The 17,935-nt window shown below is 67.3% G+C and carries 16 protein-coding genes; 9 read left to right on the top strand and 7 right to left on the bottom strand.

Annotation, left to right across the window (positions count from 1 at the left end):
• Window positions 1-556: 556 nt before the first annotated feature.
• From RHCRD62_RS07950 to RHCRD62_RS26595, 4 genes are all read right to left on the bottom strand, one after another.
• The gene (locus RHCRD62_RS07950) at window positions 557-760 is read right to left on the bottom strand and encodes a cold-shock protein (protein WP_050064149.1); all 204 of its coding nucleotides are present in this window, start codon (window positions 758-760) and stop codon (window positions 557-559) included.
• 423 nt (window positions 761-1,183) lie between these two features.
• Entirely contained in the window at window positions 1,184-1,810 is a 627-nt protein-coding gene (locus RHCRD62_RS07955; RefSeq protein WP_050064150.1) for a hypothetical protein, read from the bottom strand.
• A 303-nt stretch (window positions 1,811-2,113) separates the two neighbouring features.
• Window positions 2,114-2,890: a DUF11 domain-containing protein gene (locus RHCRD62_RS07960; protein ID WP_084734140.1), complete on the bottom strand. Its 777-nt coding sequence runs from the start codon at window positions 2,888-2,890 to the stop codon at window positions 2,114-2,116.
• A 303-nt stretch (window positions 2,891-3,193) separates the two neighbouring features.
• Window positions 3,194-3,316, bottom strand: a complete 123-nt coding sequence (locus RHCRD62_RS26595) for a hypothetical protein (protein WP_301280720.1) — start codon at window positions 3,314-3,316, stop codon at window positions 3,194-3,196.
• Here RHCRD62_RS26595 and RHCRD62_RS07965 point away from each other — a divergent pair.
• From RHCRD62_RS07965 to RHCRD62_RS07995, 7 genes are all read left to right on the top strand, one after another.
• The gene (locus RHCRD62_RS07965) at window positions 3,276-3,686 is read left to right on the top strand and encodes an alpha-isopropylmalate synthase regulatory domain-containing protein (protein WP_253277265.1); all 411 of its coding nucleotides are present in this window, start codon (window positions 3,276-3,278) and stop codon (window positions 3,684-3,686) included. The genes RHCRD62_RS26595 and RHCRD62_RS07965 overlap by 41 nt on opposite strands.
• Window positions 3,687-3,792: 106 nt before the next feature.
• Entirely contained in the window at window positions 3,793-6,498 is a 2,706-nt protein-coding gene (locus RHCRD62_RS07970; protein WP_050064153.1) for a cation-translocating P-type ATPase, read from the top strand.
• 19 nt (window positions 6,499-6,517) lie between these two features.
• A complete protein-coding gene (locus RHCRD62_RS07975; protein WP_050064154.1) occupies window positions 6,518-8,251 on the top strand; it encodes an ABC transporter ATP-binding protein in 1,734 nt (577 codons plus the stop codon).
• A gap of 17 nt (window positions 8,252-8,268) precedes the next feature.
• On the top strand, window positions 8,269-10,188 hold the full coding sequence (locus RHCRD62_RS07980; RefSeq protein WP_157050867.1) for an ABC transporter ATP-binding protein: 1,920 nt from the start codon (window positions 8,269-8,271) through the stop codon (window positions 10,186-10,188).
• 154 nt (window positions 10,189-10,342) lie between these two features.
• The gene (locus tag RHCRD62_RS07985) at window positions 10,343-10,789 is read left to right on the top strand and encodes a hypothetical protein (RefSeq protein ID WP_050064529.1); all 447 of its coding nucleotides are present in this window, start codon (window positions 10,343-10,345) and stop codon (window positions 10,787-10,789) included.
• A complete protein-coding gene (locus RHCRD62_RS07990; protein ID WP_253277243.1) occupies window positions 10,705-11,169 on the top strand; it encodes a VOC family protein in 465 nt (154 codons plus the stop codon). The genes RHCRD62_RS07985 and RHCRD62_RS07990 overlap by 85 nt, the downstream gene beginning before the upstream one ends.
• Before the next feature lie 54 nt (window positions 11,170-11,223).
• A complete protein-coding gene (locus RHCRD62_RS07995; protein WP_050064156.1) occupies window positions 11,224-11,457 on the top strand; it encodes a PLDc N-terminal domain-containing protein in 234 nt (77 codons plus the stop codon).
• 36 nt (window positions 11,458-11,493) lie between these two features.
• Here the strand turns inward: RHCRD62_RS07995 and RHCRD62_RS08000 are convergent, their stop codons facing one another.
• Together RHCRD62_RS08000 and RHCRD62_RS08005 are read right to left on the bottom strand one after the other, a co-directional pair.
• The gene (locus RHCRD62_RS08000; protein WP_050064157.1) at window positions 11,494-11,979 is read right to left on the bottom strand and encodes a hypothetical protein; all 486 of its coding nucleotides are present in this window, start codon (window positions 11,977-11,979) and stop codon (window positions 11,494-11,496) included.
• Window positions 11,980-12,008: 29 nt separating this feature from the next.
• Complete coding sequence (locus RHCRD62_RS08005) at window positions 12,009-13,454, bottom strand: glycoside hydrolase family 183 protein (protein ID WP_050064531.1); 1,446 nt, start codon at window positions 13,452-13,454, stop codon at window positions 12,009-12,011.
• A gap of 184 nt (window positions 13,455-13,638) precedes the next feature.
• On the opposite strand from RHCRD62_RS08005, the gene RHCRD62_RS08010 reads away from it, so the two are divergent.
• Both RHCRD62_RS08010 and RHCRD62_RS08015 read left to right on the top strand, forming a co-directional pair.
• Window positions 13,639-15,045, top strand: coding sequence for an ABC1 kinase family protein (locus tag RHCRD62_RS08010; RefSeq protein WP_050064532.1), 1,407 nt, complete (start codon window positions 13,639-13,641; stop codon window positions 15,043-15,045).
• Between the two features lie 33 nt (window positions 15,046-15,078).
• Window positions 15,079-15,762: a rhomboid-like protein gene (locus tag RHCRD62_RS08015; protein ID WP_050064158.1), complete on the top strand. Its 684-nt coding sequence runs from the start codon at window positions 15,079-15,081 to the stop codon at window positions 15,760-15,762.
• 10 nt (window positions 15,763-15,772) lie between these two features.
• On the opposite strand, the gene RHCRD62_RS08020 is transcribed toward RHCRD62_RS08015, so the two are convergent.
• Window positions 15,773-17,908 carry a thiamine pyrophosphate-dependent enzyme gene (locus RHCRD62_RS08020; protein ID WP_157050868.1) on the bottom strand — a complete coding sequence of 712 codons (2,136 nt, stop codon included), beginning with the start codon at window positions 17,906-17,908 and terminating at the stop codon, window positions 15,773-15,775.
• Window positions 17,909-17,935: the final 27 nt, after the last annotated feature.

Here is a 17,935-nt window from a genome sequence, read left to right on the forward strand (position 1 = left end):
CGTCCTCTACCTGCCATCCCGGATCCTTCTGTATCGACGAGAGGAACAGTACAACGGGTAATCAGGATTGTCTACAGTCGCCACTGAAGATTTTTCGTGACGGCCTTCACTCGCGCGTAGGTGTAGGTCAGGAGGACATCGAATGCGGTACCGGCGGTGGCGTGCAGCGTTCTGGCGCCGCGTCCAGCGGATCGACAGCGCGTGGACGACGAGCGGGATCCGGCGGCAGGAGCGGATCGACGTCGACCGGGCCGGGATGCCGCGGTGCGGGCGGTTCCGCGCAGTCATGCCGCCGCGAAGAACTCCGCGCGGGCGGAGTTGGCCGCCGTGGCGGGACCGTGGAGAGCTCACACGGGTCGTTCACCCACGAAAGACACTTCGCCCCAGAGGGTTCGACAATGCGGCGGCGGTCCGGGCTCGTCGCGGTGTTCTCAGATCAGTCTGCGTAGCTTGGTTTTTCCCGATGATACGAAACACGTCGGGCCCCGCCCCCTACATAAGAGGGGCGGGGCCCGACGTTGCCTCACATCCCCGCGAGGGGGAAAGCGGGGGTGGATCAGATGACGGTGATTCCGGTCGCCTGGGGGCCCTTGGCGCCCTGGCCGATATCGAACCGCACATGCTGGCTCTCTTCGAGGTTGCGGAATCCGCCGCCCTGGATCTCCGAGTAGTGCGCGAAGACGTCAGCGGTGCCGTCCGAAGGTGCGATGAAGCCGAACCCCTTCTCGGAGTTGAACCACTTCACGGTGCCCTCTGCCATGTGTATCTCCTCTTGTCACGCTCAACAGCTCTACCGAAATGGGTAGAGCTGGGCCGGTATCACCCACGGCGATTCCTGAACAGGAGATCCATCCGCCCGCAACAAAGAATTTGCGAGCGCGGCTAAACGCGAACAAAAACTACGACCGAACGCAGTCAACCACACATTCGACGGCGTGTCCCCATTCAGTTGGACCACCGGAAGGCACGGCAGCGAGCGTGATGACGACAAGCGTTGCCGCAGAGGATCATCGGGCACCGAAATCGCGCAATCGATCTCCTCACCACTTCTTGGCACCGGGATGTCGATCGTCCGCGCCGCCGACGCAGGTAGGCGCCGCGGCGCGGACCACCGCACTCTCAACCGAACGAGCATTGCCCGGGTCCGCACTCGGCGGCTGTCCCGACAACGACCGTCCGGCGCTCAGCTGGAGAAGACGGAGTTGCCGGAGCCGAGGAGATTGAGCTTGACGCCCATCTCGGGCCACGCGAGTTCGGCCATTCCGTCCACCTCGATGGCGAGGCCGCTGTCGAAGACGCCGGGGCTGAAGTTGAGTTCCTTCACCGAGTAGGTGACCTCGAAGGTGACGCTCTTGTTGCCGATCGCCGACACCAGCCATCCGGCGGCATTGCTGACCGCGACCCCGACGTCCGCCGACGCGGAGGCGTTGACGTACGCGGTCGTCAGCTGACCGTCCTGCCAGGCGGTGACCTTGGCGCTGCCCTCGACGTAGACGAGTCCGATCGGGTTCAGGTCGACGATCCGCTTGATCAGCCGATCCGGGCCGTCGCCGGCCGAGATCGTGGTCCGGTATGTCACCTGGCCGTCGATCGCGATCGAGTTGCTCCCCACGATCGACTTCGTGATGGTGAGGTTGTCGACCTTCACGGTCGCCGAGGCCGGGATGTCCGGGACGCTCGCGGTCGAACCGAAGTCGCCCAGGATGGAGGACTGCGCCGTGGCGGTGGTCGCGGTGGCGAAGAGACCACCGGCGAGCAGCGTGGTGGCGGCGGCAACGGATGCGACACGGCGCAACGTGGTACGGGACATGCAGGATCTCCATTCGCTCGGGTGGACGCCGCGCATCGGTCCCCGGTCTCGACGAACGTGCGTCGGGTCATCGTAAGGAGGCGCGCCGATTCCCGTTGGAGAATAAAAAATGCTGCGGGACAGTATCTTTCGCAAGACTATGGGGCTAAGCATGCTGGACGAAGGCCGCCCCATCAGACAATCGCCCCGACTCGCGATTCCGTTTCGCATGGCATTCCCACAGCGTGACGCCGGTCGGCGGACGCTTCGACGACAAAGGGGCCGCCCGGCACACGCCGGACGGCCCCTTTCTCTGTGGTGTTGCTAGCTGCCGTTGCCGATCACGCCGCTGATGATGTCGGCGATGAAGTCGGAGGGATTCTCGATGATCGAGGACCCGGCGGAGCCGGTGGTGCCGCCCTCGCCGTCGGAGGAGCCGAGACCCAGGCCGGCGGAACCGCTGGCAACGCCCTCACCCAGGTTCTGCGTGCGGATGGTGGCGAACACGCCCATCGGATCCCAGCCCTGGCTGGTCTGGAAGAACTGGACGTCGAACGCCAGGCCGCTGTCGAGGGCCTCACCAACCTTGGCGTCCGAGGGCACCAGGTAGGTGGCCTCGAAGGTCAGGGTCTTCGCGTCGATCGACGAGACCAGCCAGCCGAGCGGATTGGCCACCCGGATGTAGTTGCCTTCGACGTTGACCTCGGGCGTGACGTTGACTGTCTTCTGTCCGCCGATCAGGTTCCAGGCGTTGATCGTCGCACTGCCCTCGACGTACTGGAAGCCGGCGGGGTGGACGTCCTTGATCTTGGTGATGGCGCGATCGAGGCCGCTCGGGACGGTGAAGGTGGTCCGGTAGGTCACCTTCTGACCCGGCGCGACCTTGCCGTTGCCAACGACCTGCTTGGTCACTGAGATGTTGCTGGCGGTCTTGGTGACCGCGTGCGGCTTCTGCTCGGCGGCGGCATCGGACGAGCCGACACTTCCGAGATCGGCCGAGCCGGCGGCGACGGCGGTGCCGGAACCGAGCGCGAGACCACCCGCGAGCAGAGCGGTGGCGGCGACGATGGATGCGCCCCGGCGCATCGACTGACGTGACATGCAGATCCTCCAGACGAATGGAACAACGTGCACGACGGTTAGCTGCCATGGCGCCCGACCCGCCGTTTCCTGGTCCTTTATATCGGACAAGCGTCCAACTTGATACTCGTTCCACTTACCCGAACCGAGTGGCCTGGGTCACTCGACGCGACCGGTTCCGGCAGGCGAGGATTGTTGCGCATCCTCACGACGCCGCCTATGGTGGCGTCCATGACGCGCATTCTCGTAGTTCGCCGCCGCAGCGGGGTCTGATTCGGACCGACCCCTCGTTGCGGGTCGTTGAGCTACGCGTTGGTCCTCCGTTCAACTCAGGAAGACCCCTCCCATGAATGCCTCGTCGAACACCACCACCGCTTCCGCCGACCCGTTCTCGGCCCGTTTCGGGATGCCGCTGCCCACCGAGATGCGCGCAGAGTGCGCGGGCATGAGCTGGCGCACCTTCCTCGCGACGTACTCGCCGTCGGGCGGTCCCATCCGCTTCGGCCGCTGGTCGGCGACGCCGCGCGGCGCGGGCATCAGCGAGTTCAAGGCCACCCTCGGCATAGGCGACGCCATCGCGCAGACGACCGCGACCGCGTGCGGACCGGTGTCCGCGCTGACCACGATGCTCTACGACGCCGGCTTCCAGATGGAGATCCTCTCCTTCCATCAGCTGCACATCGCGGCCGACCGGATCGCGACCGTCCTGCTGTGCGAGCACGACGGTCACCGGCACTGGGCTATCGGGTTCGGAGCCGACACGACGGAGTCGTCGATCGAGGCGATGATCTCGGGCGCGAACCTGCTTCACCGCTGACCACGACGCGCCGCGCATCGCTCCTCCTGCGCCTCGACTCTGCCGCTCCTACAGTGAAACCTGCACCCTCCGACCCACCCGTGTAGGCATTTCGGCAGGAGCACGCATGACCGCGAACACGCCCGACGACGTCCACACCGCCACTGCGCAGGACCTCCTCGCATCGCTGGGAGTCGACGTCGACCGGGGCCTGTCCGACACCGAGGTGAGCCGCCGCCGCGCCGAATACGGCGAGAACGTGCTGCAGGAAGAGGCCGGAGAGTCGGCGCTGCGCAAGATCATTCGGCTGCTCGCGGACAAGATGACCCTCGTGCTCGTGGTCGCGGCGGCGATCAGTGCACTCGTCTCCAAGGAGTGGGAGACGCCCGTCGTCATCCTCGCCGTGATCACCCTGAACACGGTGCTGAACTACGTTCAGGAGACCAGGGCGGAGGACAGCCTGCAGGCCCTGCGCGACATGTCCGTCTCGCAGTCCCGGGTCCGCCGCGACGGACGCGAGCAGCTCGTGCCCCGAACCGAGCTCGTCCCCGGGGACATCGTGCTGCTGGAGGCCGGTGACGCGGTGCCCGCCGACGGGCGGGTGGTCGACGCGGCCCGCCTGCAGGTCGCCGAATCCGCGCTCACCGGTGAGTCGCAACCGGTCGACAAGACCGTCGACGCGCTCGACGATCCGGATCTGCCGATCGGCGACCGCACGAACACCCTGTTCATGAACACCGAGGTGACGCGCGGACGCGCGGCGATGGCAGTGACCGGGACGGGCATGAACACCCAGATCGGTGCGATCGCCACCCTGCTGGGCACCGCAGGCACCGACAAGACACCGTTGCAGCGGCGCATCGACCAGCTGGCGACGCTGCTCACCGGGATCGCCCTCGTGGTCGTGCTGATCGTCTTCGCGCTCGGCCTCGCGCGCGGCGAGTCGTGGTCGGATCTGCTGCTGACGGCGGTGTCGCTCGCCGTCGCCACCATCCCGGAGGGGCTGACGGCGGTCGTCGCGTTCACCCTCGCAATGGGCGCCTCGCGCCTCGCGAAACGGGGCGCGATCGTAAAGCAGCTGGCGGCCGTCGAAACCCTCGGCAGCACGACGCAGATCGCCACCGACAAGACCGGCACCCTCACCCTCAACGAGATGACCGTGCAGCGGCTGGAGGCAGCAGGGCAGAGTTTCCGCGTCACCGGCGAGGGCTATTCGACGGACGGCCACTTCCTCAGCGACGGCGAACTCCCCTTCCCCGACCTGCGACGTGGCTTTCTCGCGATGGCGCTGTGCAACGACGCGTCGGTTCGCGACGCCGCACTGGTCGGTGACCCGACGGAGGGCGCGCTGGTGGTGCTCGCCGAGAAGGGTGGCATCGACGTCCAGGGTGCGCGCAAGAGCCACCCACGACTGGCGGAGGTCCCGTTCGACTCCGAGTACAAGTTCATGGCGACATTCCATGCCACGAGGACACCGGAAGGGGTCGACCGGATCCGCTGTTACGCCAAGGGCGCCGCAGGTGTGCTGCTGACTCGCGCGACCCGCCTCCGCGAGGGTGACACCGACCGCCTCATGACCGACGCGGACCGCACCACGATCCTCACAGCAGTCGATGATCTCGCGCGGGACGGCCTGCGCACACTCATGATCGCGGGCCGCACCCTCGACGCCCTGCCCGAGGACGCGCAGGCACTGCAGGACGCCGTCGACGACCTCACCGTCTACGCCGTCGTCGGCATCGTCGACCCGCCGCGACCGGAGGCGCGCGACGCCATCGAGATCGCGCACTCCGCGGGCATCGAGGTCCACATGATCACCGGCGACCACCTGACGACGGCATCGGCGATCGCAGGTGACCTCGGCATCGTCGGCGACGCCCTCTCGGGTGCCGACCTCGACCGGATCGAATCCGAGGCATTGCGTTCCCGCGCAGAACATCTCGGTGTGCTTGCCCGAGTCGCACCGGAACACAAGATCCGCTACGTCGAGGCGCTGCAGGCGGAAGGCCACATCGTCGCGATGACCGGCGACGGCGTCAACGACGCTCCCGCCCTGAAGCAGGCCGACATCGGAATCGCCATGGGCATCACGGGAACCGACGTGTCCAAGGGCGCGGCGAAGATGATTCTCACCGACGACAACTTCGCCACGATCGTCGCGGCGGTGCGCGAGGGTCGCGGAATCTACGCGAACATCCTCAAGTTCGTGAAGTTCCAGCTCACCACGGCCTGGGGTTTCGTGCTGATCTTCCTCACCGCGGGCGTTTTCGGGATCGCGGGGGGTGCACCGTTCACCGCGCTGCAGATCCTGTGGGTCAACATCATCATGGACGGCCCGCCCGCCCTCGCGCTCGGTGTCGATCCGACCAACCCGGACATCATGAAGGACAAGCCGCGCCCACCCGACGAGCGGCTCCTCACCCGCAACCGTCTGCTCCGCATCCTCACCCTCGGTGTCGCGATGGCCACCGGCACCATCCTCGTCCTCCAGTTCGCCGACGACGTCTTTCCAGAGAGCGCCGACAATCCTCTGTTCGCAACGACACTCGCATTCACGACGTTCGTCTTCTATCAGGTGTTCAACCTGCTCAACGTGCGCTCGGACAGGGGCAGCATCTTCTCGATGCAGACCTTCACGAACCACACCATCTGGGTCGCACTGGCAGGTGTCGTCGTCCTGCACGTCGCGGTCGTCAACGTCGCCTTCCTCCAGGACCTGTTCGACACCACGTCGTTGACGGCAAGCCAGTGGCTGTTCGCCATCGCGGTGGCATCGTCGATCGTCGTGATCGAGGAGATCCGCAAGGCCGTCGTGCGAGCGGTGTGGAAGTGACCGGAAGGGGAACCCGGACATGCTGACCAATCTGATCGTCACGTACCTGTCGCGCTATCGACGGTACGTCGCCGCGGTGGTGGTCCTGCAGTTCATCGCCACCGCCGCGATGCTGTACCTGCCGACGCTCAACGCCGACATCATCGACAACGGCGTCGCGAAGGGCGACACCGAGTACATCCTGCGAATCGGCGGCTGGATGCTCGTGGTCGCCTCGGTGCAGGTGCTCTGCATGGTGATCGCCCAGTTCTTCGGTGCCCGAGGCGCACTCGGTGTCGGCCGCGACCTCCGGCACGATCTGCTGCACCGCGTGAACACCTTCTCGGCACGCGAAGTCGGCACATTCGGCGCTCCCTCGCTGATCACCCGGTCCACGAACGACGTCCAGCAGATTCAGCTGCTGCTGGTGATGGGGGCGGCGATCCTGGTGATGGCACCGATCATGTGCATCGGCGGGATCGTCATGGGTCTCCACGTGGCACCCGGACTGGCCTGGATCCTCGTGGTGGCGGTCCCCGTGCTCGGAATCGTGATGGCACTGATCATCCGGGTGATGATCCCCGGATTCCGGGCGATGCAGACACGCCTGGACAACGTGAACCGAGTCATGCGCGAGCAGATCACGGGCATCCGGGTGGTGCGCGCGTTCGTCCGGGAACGCCACGAGATGCAGCGGTTCGCCGTCGCCAACGACTCACTCGCCGACGCCAGCCTGAGCGTCGGTCGCATGATGGCCCTGATGTTCCCCGTCGTCATGCTCATCACGAACGTGACCATCGTCGCGATCATCTGGGTCGGTGGGCACAAGGTTGCCGACGGCAGTGTGGAGATCGGCGCGCTCACCGCGATGATCAGCTACGTCATGCAGATCTTGATGTCGGTGATGATGGCGTCGTTCCTCGCGATGATGGCGCCGCGCGCGGCGGTGTGCGCGGAGCGGATCTCCGAGGTGCTCGACACGGAGTCGTCGGTGGTGCGCCCTGTCGCCCCGGTCGGATTCACCGGCAATCCCGGTGTCGTGGAGTTCCGGGGGGCGGAGTTCCGGTATCCCGGCGCCGACACTCCGGTGCTGCAGGACATGACCTTCCGTGTCGAGCCCGGCACCACGACGGCGATCGTCGGGTCGACGGGATCGGGCAAGACGACGCTGATCGGACTGGTGCCGCGTCTGATCGACGCCACCGCCGGATCTGTAGCGGTCGGCGGCACCGACGTCCGCCGCCTCGACCCCGACGCCCTGCGTTCCGTGATCGGCCTGGTGCCGCAGCGGGCGTACCTGTTCTCGGGAACCGTCGCCTCCAATGTGCGGCACGGGAAACCGGACGCGACGGACGACGAGGTCTGGGAGGCGCTGCGGATCGCCCAGGCCGACGAGTTCGTCCGGGCGATGCCCGAAGGGTTGGACACCCCGATCGCCCAGGGCGGCACCACCGTCTCGGGTGGCCAGCGTCAGCGCCTCGCTATCGCGCGGGCGGTGGTCCGCCGGCCGGCGATCTACCTGTTCGACGACTCCTTCTCCGCACTCGACCTCTCCACCGACGCCCGCCTGAGATCGGCACTGAGACCCGAGACGATGGCGGCCGCGGTGATCATCGTCGCGCAACGTGTCTCGACGATCATGGACGCCGACCAGATCGTCGTTCTCGACCGCGGTCGCATCGTCGGCCTCGGCAGACACGACGACCTGGTCACGGACTGTCCGACCTACACCGAGATCGTCCAGTCCCAGCTCGCGATTGCGGAGCAGTCGTGACGGGCCCGCGGGGACCGATGACGGCGCCGGTCCGGAAGGCACGGTCGTTCGGACCGTCGATGAAACGCCTGGTGCACCTGCTGCTCACCTACCGCGGCTTCATGGTCACCGTCCTGCTGACCATCGTCGGGGCCGTCGTTCTCACCGCGATCGCGCCGCGGGTACTCGGCCACGCCACCGACCTCATTTTCAACGGCGTGATCGGACAGACCCTTCCGGCCGGGACCACGAAGGACCAGGCGGTCGCGGGGCTCCGCGCGCAGGGCCAGAACACGTACGCGGACATGGTGAGTTCGATGGACGTGATCCCCGGCGTCGGCGTCGACTTCACCGCTGTCGGGCGGGTCCTGCTGATCGTCCTCGCCCTGTATGTGGGGTCGGCACTGCTGTCGTGGATCGGCGCCTACCTCCTCAACATCGTCGTGGTCGGAACGATTCGGCGACTGCGTGCCGACGTGGAGGCGAAGCTCCACCGGCTCCCGCTGCGGTACTACGACACGATCCCCCGCGGAGACCTTCTCAGCCGCGTCACCAACGACCTCGACAACCTCTCGCAGAGCCTGCAGCAGACCATTTCCCAGCTGCTGAACTCGGTGCTCACCGTCATCGCGATCCTCGTGATGATGTTCTCGATCTCGCCGCTGCTGGCGCTCATCTCGCTGGTGACGATCCCCCTGGCCCTCGTCGCGACGATGCTGATCGCACGCAGGTCCAAACCGCACTTCTCCGCGCAGTGGTCGTCGACGGGCAAGCTCAATGCGCAGGTCGAGGAGGCGTTCACGGGACACGAACTCCTGCAGGCGTTCGGCCGCCAGCGTGAGGTCGAGGACGAGTTCGACGAACGCAACGACAAGCTTTACCAGTCGAGTTGGCGAGCCCAGTTCATCTCGGGTCTCGTGCAGCCCGCGATCATGTTCCTCGGCAACCTGAACTACGTGGCGGTCGCCGTCGTCGGCGGGCTGCAGGTCGCATCCGGCTCGCTCAGCCTCGGGTCGGTGCAGGCGTTCATCCAGTACTCGCGTCAGTTCACCCAGCCACTCGCGCAGATCGGCGCCATGTTCAATCTCCTGCAGAGCGGCGTGGCGTCCGCGGAACGGATCTTCGACATCCTCGACGCCGACGAGCAGACACCCGACCCGACGCAGCCGCTCACACCGCAGACCAACTGCGGGCGCATCGAATTCGAGGACGTCTCGTTCCGGTACGTGCCCGAGAAGCCGCTCATCGAGAACCTCACGCTGGTGGCCGAACCCGGGCACATGGTCGCCATCGTCGGACCGACCGGTGCGGGCAAGACGACCCTGGTGAACCTCATCATGCGGTTCTACGACGTCGACACCGGGACGATCCGCGTCGACGGCGTCGACTCACAGGAGATGACCCGCGACGACCTCCGCGAACGCACCGGCATGGTGCTGCAGGATTCGTGGCTGTTCGGCGGCACCATCTACGAGAACATCGCCTACGGCGACCCGTCCGCCACACGCGAGGAGGTGATGGAGGCCGCGGAGCTCAGCCACGTCGAGCATTTCGTGCGCACTCTGCCCGACGGGTACGACACCGTCCTCGACGACGAGGGGGGCGGCGTGAGCGCCGGTGAACGGCAGCTCATCACGATTGCCCGTGCGTTCCTCGCCAAGCCAGTCGTCCTCATCCTCGACGAGGCGACGAGCTCCGTCGACACCCGAACCGAACTCCTCATCCAGAAGGCGATGGCGAACCTGCGCACCGACCGGACGAGTTTCGTCATCGCGCACCGACTTTCGACGATCCGTGACGCCGACGTCATCGTCGTCATGGAGGACGGCCACATCGTCGAGCAGGGCACCCACGACGAACTGCTCGCCGCACGCGGCGCCTACCGGGACCTGTACGTCAGCCAGTTCACGGGTCCCGCCGAAGTGGATCCCGAGGCCGTCCCCGTGCACGGCGGCTGACGCTGCCCACCTGCCCGCCGTTCCCTGGTTCCCTGATGTCACATTGGGTCACCTCAGGTTATCCAATGTGACATCAGGGAACTTGCGCTTGCGCCCCACGAACCGATCAGGATTCGAGAAGCGGGCGGCACCGTCCCGACGTAGCGTGATTCTCATGAACACAACGAGTGAAGGTTCGGGATTCTCCTCCGACGAGAAGGCCGCGATGAAGCAGCGCGCCGACGAGTTGCGCTCGACGAAGGGCCTCAAGGGCGCCGCGAAGCAGGCTCGCGAGCTCGAGGCGTGCGTCGACGCAATCGACGCTCTCGCCGGGATCGACCGCGAGGTCGCGACGACATTTCATCGCGTCGTCGCCGAGGAGGCTCCCGACCTGCGCCCGAAGACGTTCTACGGGTTTCCGGCCTATGCCGACGCCGACGACAAGGTCGTCATGTTCGTGCAGCCCAAGTCCAAGTTCGACACGAGGTATCCGACGGTCAATTTCGACGAGAAGGCCAACCTCGACGACGGCGACATGTGGCCGACGTCGTTCGCCGTCGTCGCCGTGACGGACGCGGTGGAGAAGAGGCTGCGCACGCTGGTGAAGCAGGCCGTGTCCTGACCGATCCTGCGTCGCGGAACACCCGATGGGTCGGGATCACGATCGACTGCGCGAACCCGACACGCCTGGCTTCGTTTTGGAGCGCGATCCTGGACATTCCCGCCACCTCGGAACACGGCGATGATCCGGGATGGGCAACGGTCGGCTCGCGCTTCGACGGCTGGCCACGCTTGACCTTTCAGCGTGTGGCCGAGCCCAAAATCGGAAAGGTCCGCATCCACCTCGACATCGCGGTCGACGACATCGACGCCGGCCGCCGCCGGGTCGAGAACCTGGGCGGGCGCTGGTCCGGTGTGCGGCACGACTACGACGAAGGAGTCGTCATGGTCATGCGCGACCCCGAGGACCACGAGTTCTGTCTGGTCCAGTTCTTCCGTTGAGACGCCGACCGGTCACCGCACGATTGACGAAACGATAGGACAAGGATCTTCGGTATGGAATTCGACGCGACGATCCCACTCGGATACGACATCGCCTATACGGTCATCGTGGCCCTGTGGGCGATCCTGACGGGCGCTGCGCTCGTTTCCGTCCTCAGAACCCACCACGACCGGTCGGGATCGAAGTTCTGGTGGTCCGCTCTCGTCATCGCGCTTCCCGTCCTGGGCGCATCCGCGTGGTTCTTGAGCAGTGACCGACGCCGCGACACGAAACGAGATCACGCCTAGGCTTCGGCCCAGGTCACAACCGAGACAGGCTGCTTGTCAAGGCATTTCGACGGTTTCGGCGCGGGCGATCTCCCCGATCGCGCGCCGCAGGTAACCGTCCACCGGTGCCTGCGCGACGGCGAGCAGGTCCGCGATGACCAGCAGCGCCTGGCGTAGAACCACGGGCCAGCCGACGCGAACGGTGTCCTCGTCGTAGTCGGTGAGGCCGAGCGATCCGGTGAGCACGACCGCGAGCGCGCCCACGTCGAGGGTCGGCAGCCACACCGCGGCGGCGCGGGCGCAGCGTTCGAGCACCTCCTGAACGGCCTCGCCCGTCAACCCGTCGGCGTGGGTGTCCTCGAGCAACTCCCGGACCATCGCCGAATGGACCGACCGCACCTGATCGGGATCCGCGGTGAGCAGCCGGTCGACGGCGTCGGCGTACGCCTCGGCCTCACCGGCCGTCGCTGCGGCGACGGCGTCGGACGTGCCGGTCGCGATGTCCTTCGCGGGACGCGGCCAGTCCGCGGGCCATTGCTGCACGGCGACGCTCCTCGGGTTCGGGCGCCGGGTCAGTCCAACTCGGCGCGCATCAGGAAGACGTTGTAGTCGGACCACGTCGAGATCGTGAAGTACAGGTCCTCGGCGGTCGACCACGGATGGATGAACCCACCGTACAACTCGGGGTACGACTCGACGCCCACCATCCGGACGGGCTCCGACCACGTGCCCTGAGGCGCATCGGACTCACGCAACGTGATGCCGGTCCGCAGGGTGTCGAGATAGCCGACGCGCCAGACGCCCCGGTCGTCGTCGTAGTCGACGGACAGTTCGCCTGCGGTGCCACGGATGATCGGGGTCGCCGCCCGCGGACCCCCGACCGGCGTCCACTCGCCGTCACTCCAGTACTGGTACGCGGACTTGTTGAGGACGTCCGCCTCGGGCACCCGCGCCAGCGCGACCTCGCCGAGCCGGGTGTTGGGCGTGCCGAACATGTACACGTACCCGCCCTGCGGGACCATCGCCGCGACCTGGAACCTCCCGAGCCCGAAGATGTTGTCCCAGCGCGCGTACGGGTCCTTCGTCCACGTCTGCCCGCCGTCGTCCGAGAAGGCGATGCCGCCGTGGTTGGTGAACCAGGTCGTCGGGATGCTGTTCCAGGTGCGGATCGACATGTAGCTCATGTACTGGCGCGACCCGATCGCGAAGCCCGACGTCGGGATCGTGGTGATCTCGACGTTGTCGATCTTGCGGCTGCTCAGCACCTCCGCGGCGTGGCAGCGGCTGTCCTGCACGAACTTGTCGATCGTCAGGCCGTCGGCAAGATCCGCGTCGGTGCTGAATCCCAGGACGTTGCTGCGCCAGTCGTCACCCTGTCCGCCGGGCGGGTGGAATCCGCGTCCGACGGTGTCGCCGAACGCGACGGCCACCTCACCCGGCTGCGACTCCCACATGATGCCGAGGTCGGTGCCGTTGACCTGCCACCGCTTGTCGGTGCGGTTGGTCGAGCTCGCGCCGGTCACCTTCGCAACCATGCTGACGTCCCGCAACTGCGGTGTGGTGCGCTTCGGCGACAGCGGCCCCGGCTCCGTCGGCGGAGTCGCCTCCGCCGGCGGGTCGGGCAGCTGCTGATCGGGGCCGGGCACCGGGATGCCGAACACGAACGGGTTGAAGTCCAGACCGATCTCCGGGATCCCGATCCGCGACGACAACCCGCCGGGCGGGTCGGGAACGTCGGTCAGGTCGGGGCACGGGTTGGTGCACGGGTCGGCGGGCAGCGGCTCCGGGGTGATCCGAACCGGGTCGGTTTCGGGCGCCGGGAATGGCACCGGCTCGACCCACGGGTACGGGATCGGGATGTTCAGCTTCTCCGGAATGACGGATTCGTGTTCCACCGGCGGATCGGACGCGCACGGACCCGTTCCGACCACCGGCGCCGCGGTCGCGGTGCCGCCGATCATTCCGCCCGCCGCGACCATCGTCGCGATCGCCGCCATCGCCACCGCCCGCTTGGACATCGCCACCTCCTCAGGTCGGAACAGCGTGCACGATTGCGGTGTTCACTGCACTCCCCCGCGCGCGGTTCGCCGGAAATCGCCACCGAACCGCGATCCGCCGTGACAGCATCCGGCATCGTTGGGGCATCGACGGATGGCCGTTCCGTCTCCTACGCTGTCGGGCTGAAGCTGAAGCGAGGTGACCGTGCACGACTCCCTGTCCCGCCCTGTCGGCCCCTATTCGTCTGGGCCGCCGGCCGACGCCTTGGCTGTCCACATTCCTGACCTGGAGCGTTTCGGTCTGGCTCAGCTGTGGCGGGCACTCGTGGTCGGCACGGTGATCGCGGCGTGTGCACTGTTCGCGACCGTCACGAAGCCGTTCACCCGCCGGAACATGGGATGGGCCGATGCCGCGTCGGAGGGCGTCGTCAACGGCTTCGAATTCCTCGGCCCGACCTTCGTCAAGCTGGGACAGTTGATGGCGTCGTCGTCGGGGATGTTCCCGCCTGCGCTCGCGAATGCCTGCCTGCGGTGCCTCGACGACGTACCGCCGGTGCCCGCCGCGCAGGCACGGGCCGTGGTCGAGGCGGACCTGGGCCATCCGATCGGCGAGCTGTTCGCCGAGTTCGACGATCGTCCGCTGGCCGCGGCGTCCGTCGCGCAGGTGCACGCGTGTGTCCTGCCCGACGGCCGCCAGGCCGTGATCAAGGTGCAGCGCCCGGGCATCCGCCACCGCATGCTGCTGGACCTGCGGACCGCCTATTGGGGTGCCCGCAAACTCGAGCGGCTCCACGACTTCTTCCGGATCGCCAACGCGACGGCGATCATCCGGGATCTGCACAACGCGACGATGACGGAGCTCAACAGCGCCGTCGAAGCGGACCGGCAGACCCGGTTCCGGGACGCACTGTGGACGTTCGGGGACAACAAGGGCGTCACCGCGCCCGAAGTGTACTGGCCGTACTGCGGGCCGCACGTCATCTGTATGGAACGGATGCACGGCATCCCGTTCGATCGGATCGAATCAGACGAGTCGGTGGACACCCGCATGCTGATCCGCCGCGGCGTGAAGGCCTGGATCGAGGCGATCACGATCCACGGCCCGTTCCACGGTGACGTGCACGCAGGCAACCTGTGGCTCCTCGACGACGGTCGTGTCTCCCTCCTCGACTTCGGCATCGTCGGCGAACTGCCCGAGGTGTGGCGGTCGATCCTGCGCGACATGTTCCACGCCACGCTGATCGACGGGGACTACTCCGCCGTCGCCCGCGGCATCCGCTCCCTCGGCTACACCTCGGACCTCGACGCCACGGACGCGGAGATCGGCGCCCAGGTCGGGGCCGTGCTGGCACCGGTGTTCGCGAACGATCTGGGCGAGCTGAAGCTGAGTTCGCTGATCGGCGCGCTCGTCACCATCGGCAGGCAGTGGGGTGTCGCGAGCCCGGAGGAGCTCGTGCTGTTCGGCAAGCAGCTCGGCTACTTCGAGCGGTACGCGACGCGGATGGCGCCCGGCTGGGTGATGGGCACCGACCTGTACCTGTTCCGCAACGTGTTTCCCGACGAGGTCGCGGCCCGCGCGGAACAGCTCGGCGTCACCCTTCCCGAGGACTGACGAACCGGCAGTTCCGGGGTCACACTGGAGTCCGTGGCAGTCCGGGATCGGCTCCATCTGTCGGCGTCCGCGGTGTGGGCGTACATCCGACGCGCCCCTGGCACGTACCTCTGGCTGGCAGTCCTACTGGTCACGACGATCGTCGGGCGGCAACTCCCCGACCCCGTCCTGAACGAGGTTCTGGGCGACCGATCGACCAACCTGCACCACCTGAGTGAAGACCCCCTGCGGGTGCTGGTCAGCAGTGCGTTCTGGCTCGCGGGCGGCCCGTGGATCTCCTACTTCGTGCTCTACAACATCTTTCACGTGCCCGCCGAGCGCTGGCTGGGGACACTGCGCTGGGCGTCGGTCTGCGTGATCGCGCACGTCGGCGCCACGTACCTCAGCGAAGGGGTCCTGTACTGGGCCATCCGGCACGGCGAGGCGCCGGCGTCCGCGGTGACCACCCTCGACGTCGGCGTCAGCTACGCCCTCGCCGGGGTGGTGGGTGTGCTCGCATACCGGATCGTGTCACCGTGGCGGTATGTCTACGTCGCAAGCGTCGTAACGTTCTTCGCGGTCCCGGTGCTCGTGAGCCAGACCTTCACCGATGTCGGGCACCTGAGCGCCGCGCTGATCGGCTTCGCGTGCTATCCGCTCACCCGTGTTCGGCGCGGCGTGTGGGATCCGGTGGCGGCAGTTCGATCGTTGCTTCCGCACCGACAACCGGCAGGCTGACAACCATCGTTCATCGCCGAACCAGTTCGAGTGCAGCCTGCTCGATCTCGCGTTCCGACAGCAGCACGAGCCGGGCCGCGTCACCGAGCGGAACGAAACTGTCGGCGCTCGACACACGTGCGATCGCCCCGGTGAACCCGGCATCGACGAGGGCGGTGAGCACACCCTCCGACACCCCGCCCGATGCCCGCGTCTCGTCGGCGACGAGAACCCGGCCGGTCGCGTTCGCCTCGCGCAGCACGTCGCCCGTCGGGAGCGGAACCAGCCACCGCAGATCGACGACGCGGACACCGATTCCCCTGTCCCGCAGCCGTCGTGCCACCCGCAGGCTCAGGTACAGGCCGTTCCCGAACGTGACGACGGTCAGGTCGGTGCCGTCACCGTAGGTGCGCGCCGCACCGATCGGGACGTGGTCGGCGGCAGTGGGATACGAGACGAGCCACCCGCCGTCACCGGGGTCGTGCAGATCGCGGGTGTGGTAGCGGGCGATCGGTTCCAGGAACACGCACACCGCGCCCGACGTGCGGGCGGCCGCGGCACAGGTCTGCAGCATCGCGGCCGCGTCGTCGGGGCGGGACGGCGACGCGACCACGATCCCCGGAACGTCGCGCAGTACCGCCACGGCGTCGTCGTTGTGGAAGTGGCCACCGAACCCCTCCTGGTAGCCGTAGCCGGCAACCCGCACGATCATCGGATTTCGGTACTGCCCGGCCGAGAAGAAGCCCAATGTCGCTGCCTCGCCGCGTATCTGATCCTCCGCGTTGTGCAGGTAGGCAAGGTACTGGATCTCCGCGATCGGCAGGAGACCCGACAGCCCTGCACCGGCAGCCAATCCGAGGATCGACTGCTCGTCGAGGAGGGTGTCGAACACCCGGGCCGCACCGAACCGCTCGGCGAGGCCGCGCGTGACACCGTAGACGCCGCCCTTGCGTCCGACGTCCTCGCCGAACAGCAGCGCACCGCGGTCGGCGGCCAGGATGTCCCCGAGAGCCCGATTGACGGCGCGAGCGAGCGTCACCCTATCCACCGATTCGGTTGTCGCCACCGATGATTCACGTAGGTGCCGCACGTGCCCGGCCACCACCGCGGGCGCCGCCGGAGCGAGGGGAGCCATCACCTCGGCGCGAGTGCGGAGCGGCGCCGCGCCAACCACCTCCCGCGCGACGGCATCGACCCGCTCGTGGACCTGCCGGTAGCGGTCGAGGACGGCGTCGGGTGTCAGGACGCCCGATTCCACCAGCACGCGTGCCGTCCCCACCAGCGGATCACGATCCAGGTCGGCGGCGATGTCGGCGGGTGTCCGGTACGCGGCTTCGACGTCGGAGCCCGCGTGCCCCAGCAACCGCACCGTCCTCAGGTGCAGAAAGGCCGGAGCGCGGTGGGTGCGCACCCACCGCGCGGCACGGTCCGCGGCGTCGACGGCGTCGACGACGTCGCACCCGTCCGCGGCGAAGTACTCCAAGCCGACGCGGGCGCCGTACGCGGCGGAGATCCACCCGGGCGCGGTGGGCACACTGATGCCGAGGCCGTTGTCCTCACAAACCAGCAGCAACGCCAGGGGTAGCCCGCGGTACGCGAGGTTGGTGGCGGTGTTGATCGCACCGACCGCGGTGGAGTGGTTCGCGGAGGCGTCACCGAAGCTGCAGACGGTGACCGCGTCGAGTGGCCACTCGCAGTCGACATCGAGTCGGGCAGCCCGCTCGATCGCGAACGCCACCCCCACGGCCCGCGGCAGATGCGACGCGATCGTGGACGTCTGCGGAATGATCGCGAGGTCGTGACGTCCGAACACCTTGTGCCTGCCCCCGGACGTCGGGTCCTGCGCGGCGGCCACCACGCCGAGCAGGACGTCCCGGACCGGATCGCGGCCGCCAACCTGCCTGGCCCTCTCCACGAAGAAGGCACCCGAACGGTAGTGCAGCAGAGCGGGATCCGTCGGACGCAGTGCACCCGCCACCGCGGCGTTGCCTTCGTGTCCTGCCGAGCCGATCGTGTAGTAGCCGTGCCCGGACGCGCGCAACCGCCGGGCGGCGAGGTCGAGGTGCCTGCTAGTCAGCTGGGCGTCGAACAGGTCCAGGCAACGCTGGGCCGACAATCCCGAACCACGACGGACGAACCCGGTCGGCACGTCGGCCGCCGCCACCATCGATGCGGTGGCGGCGACGAAACGGGC

Source organism: Rhodococcus sp. RD6.2 (genome assembly GCF_001040705.1).
GTDB lineage: Bacteria > Actinomycetota > Actinomycetes > Mycobacteriales > Mycobacteriaceae > Rhodococcus_G.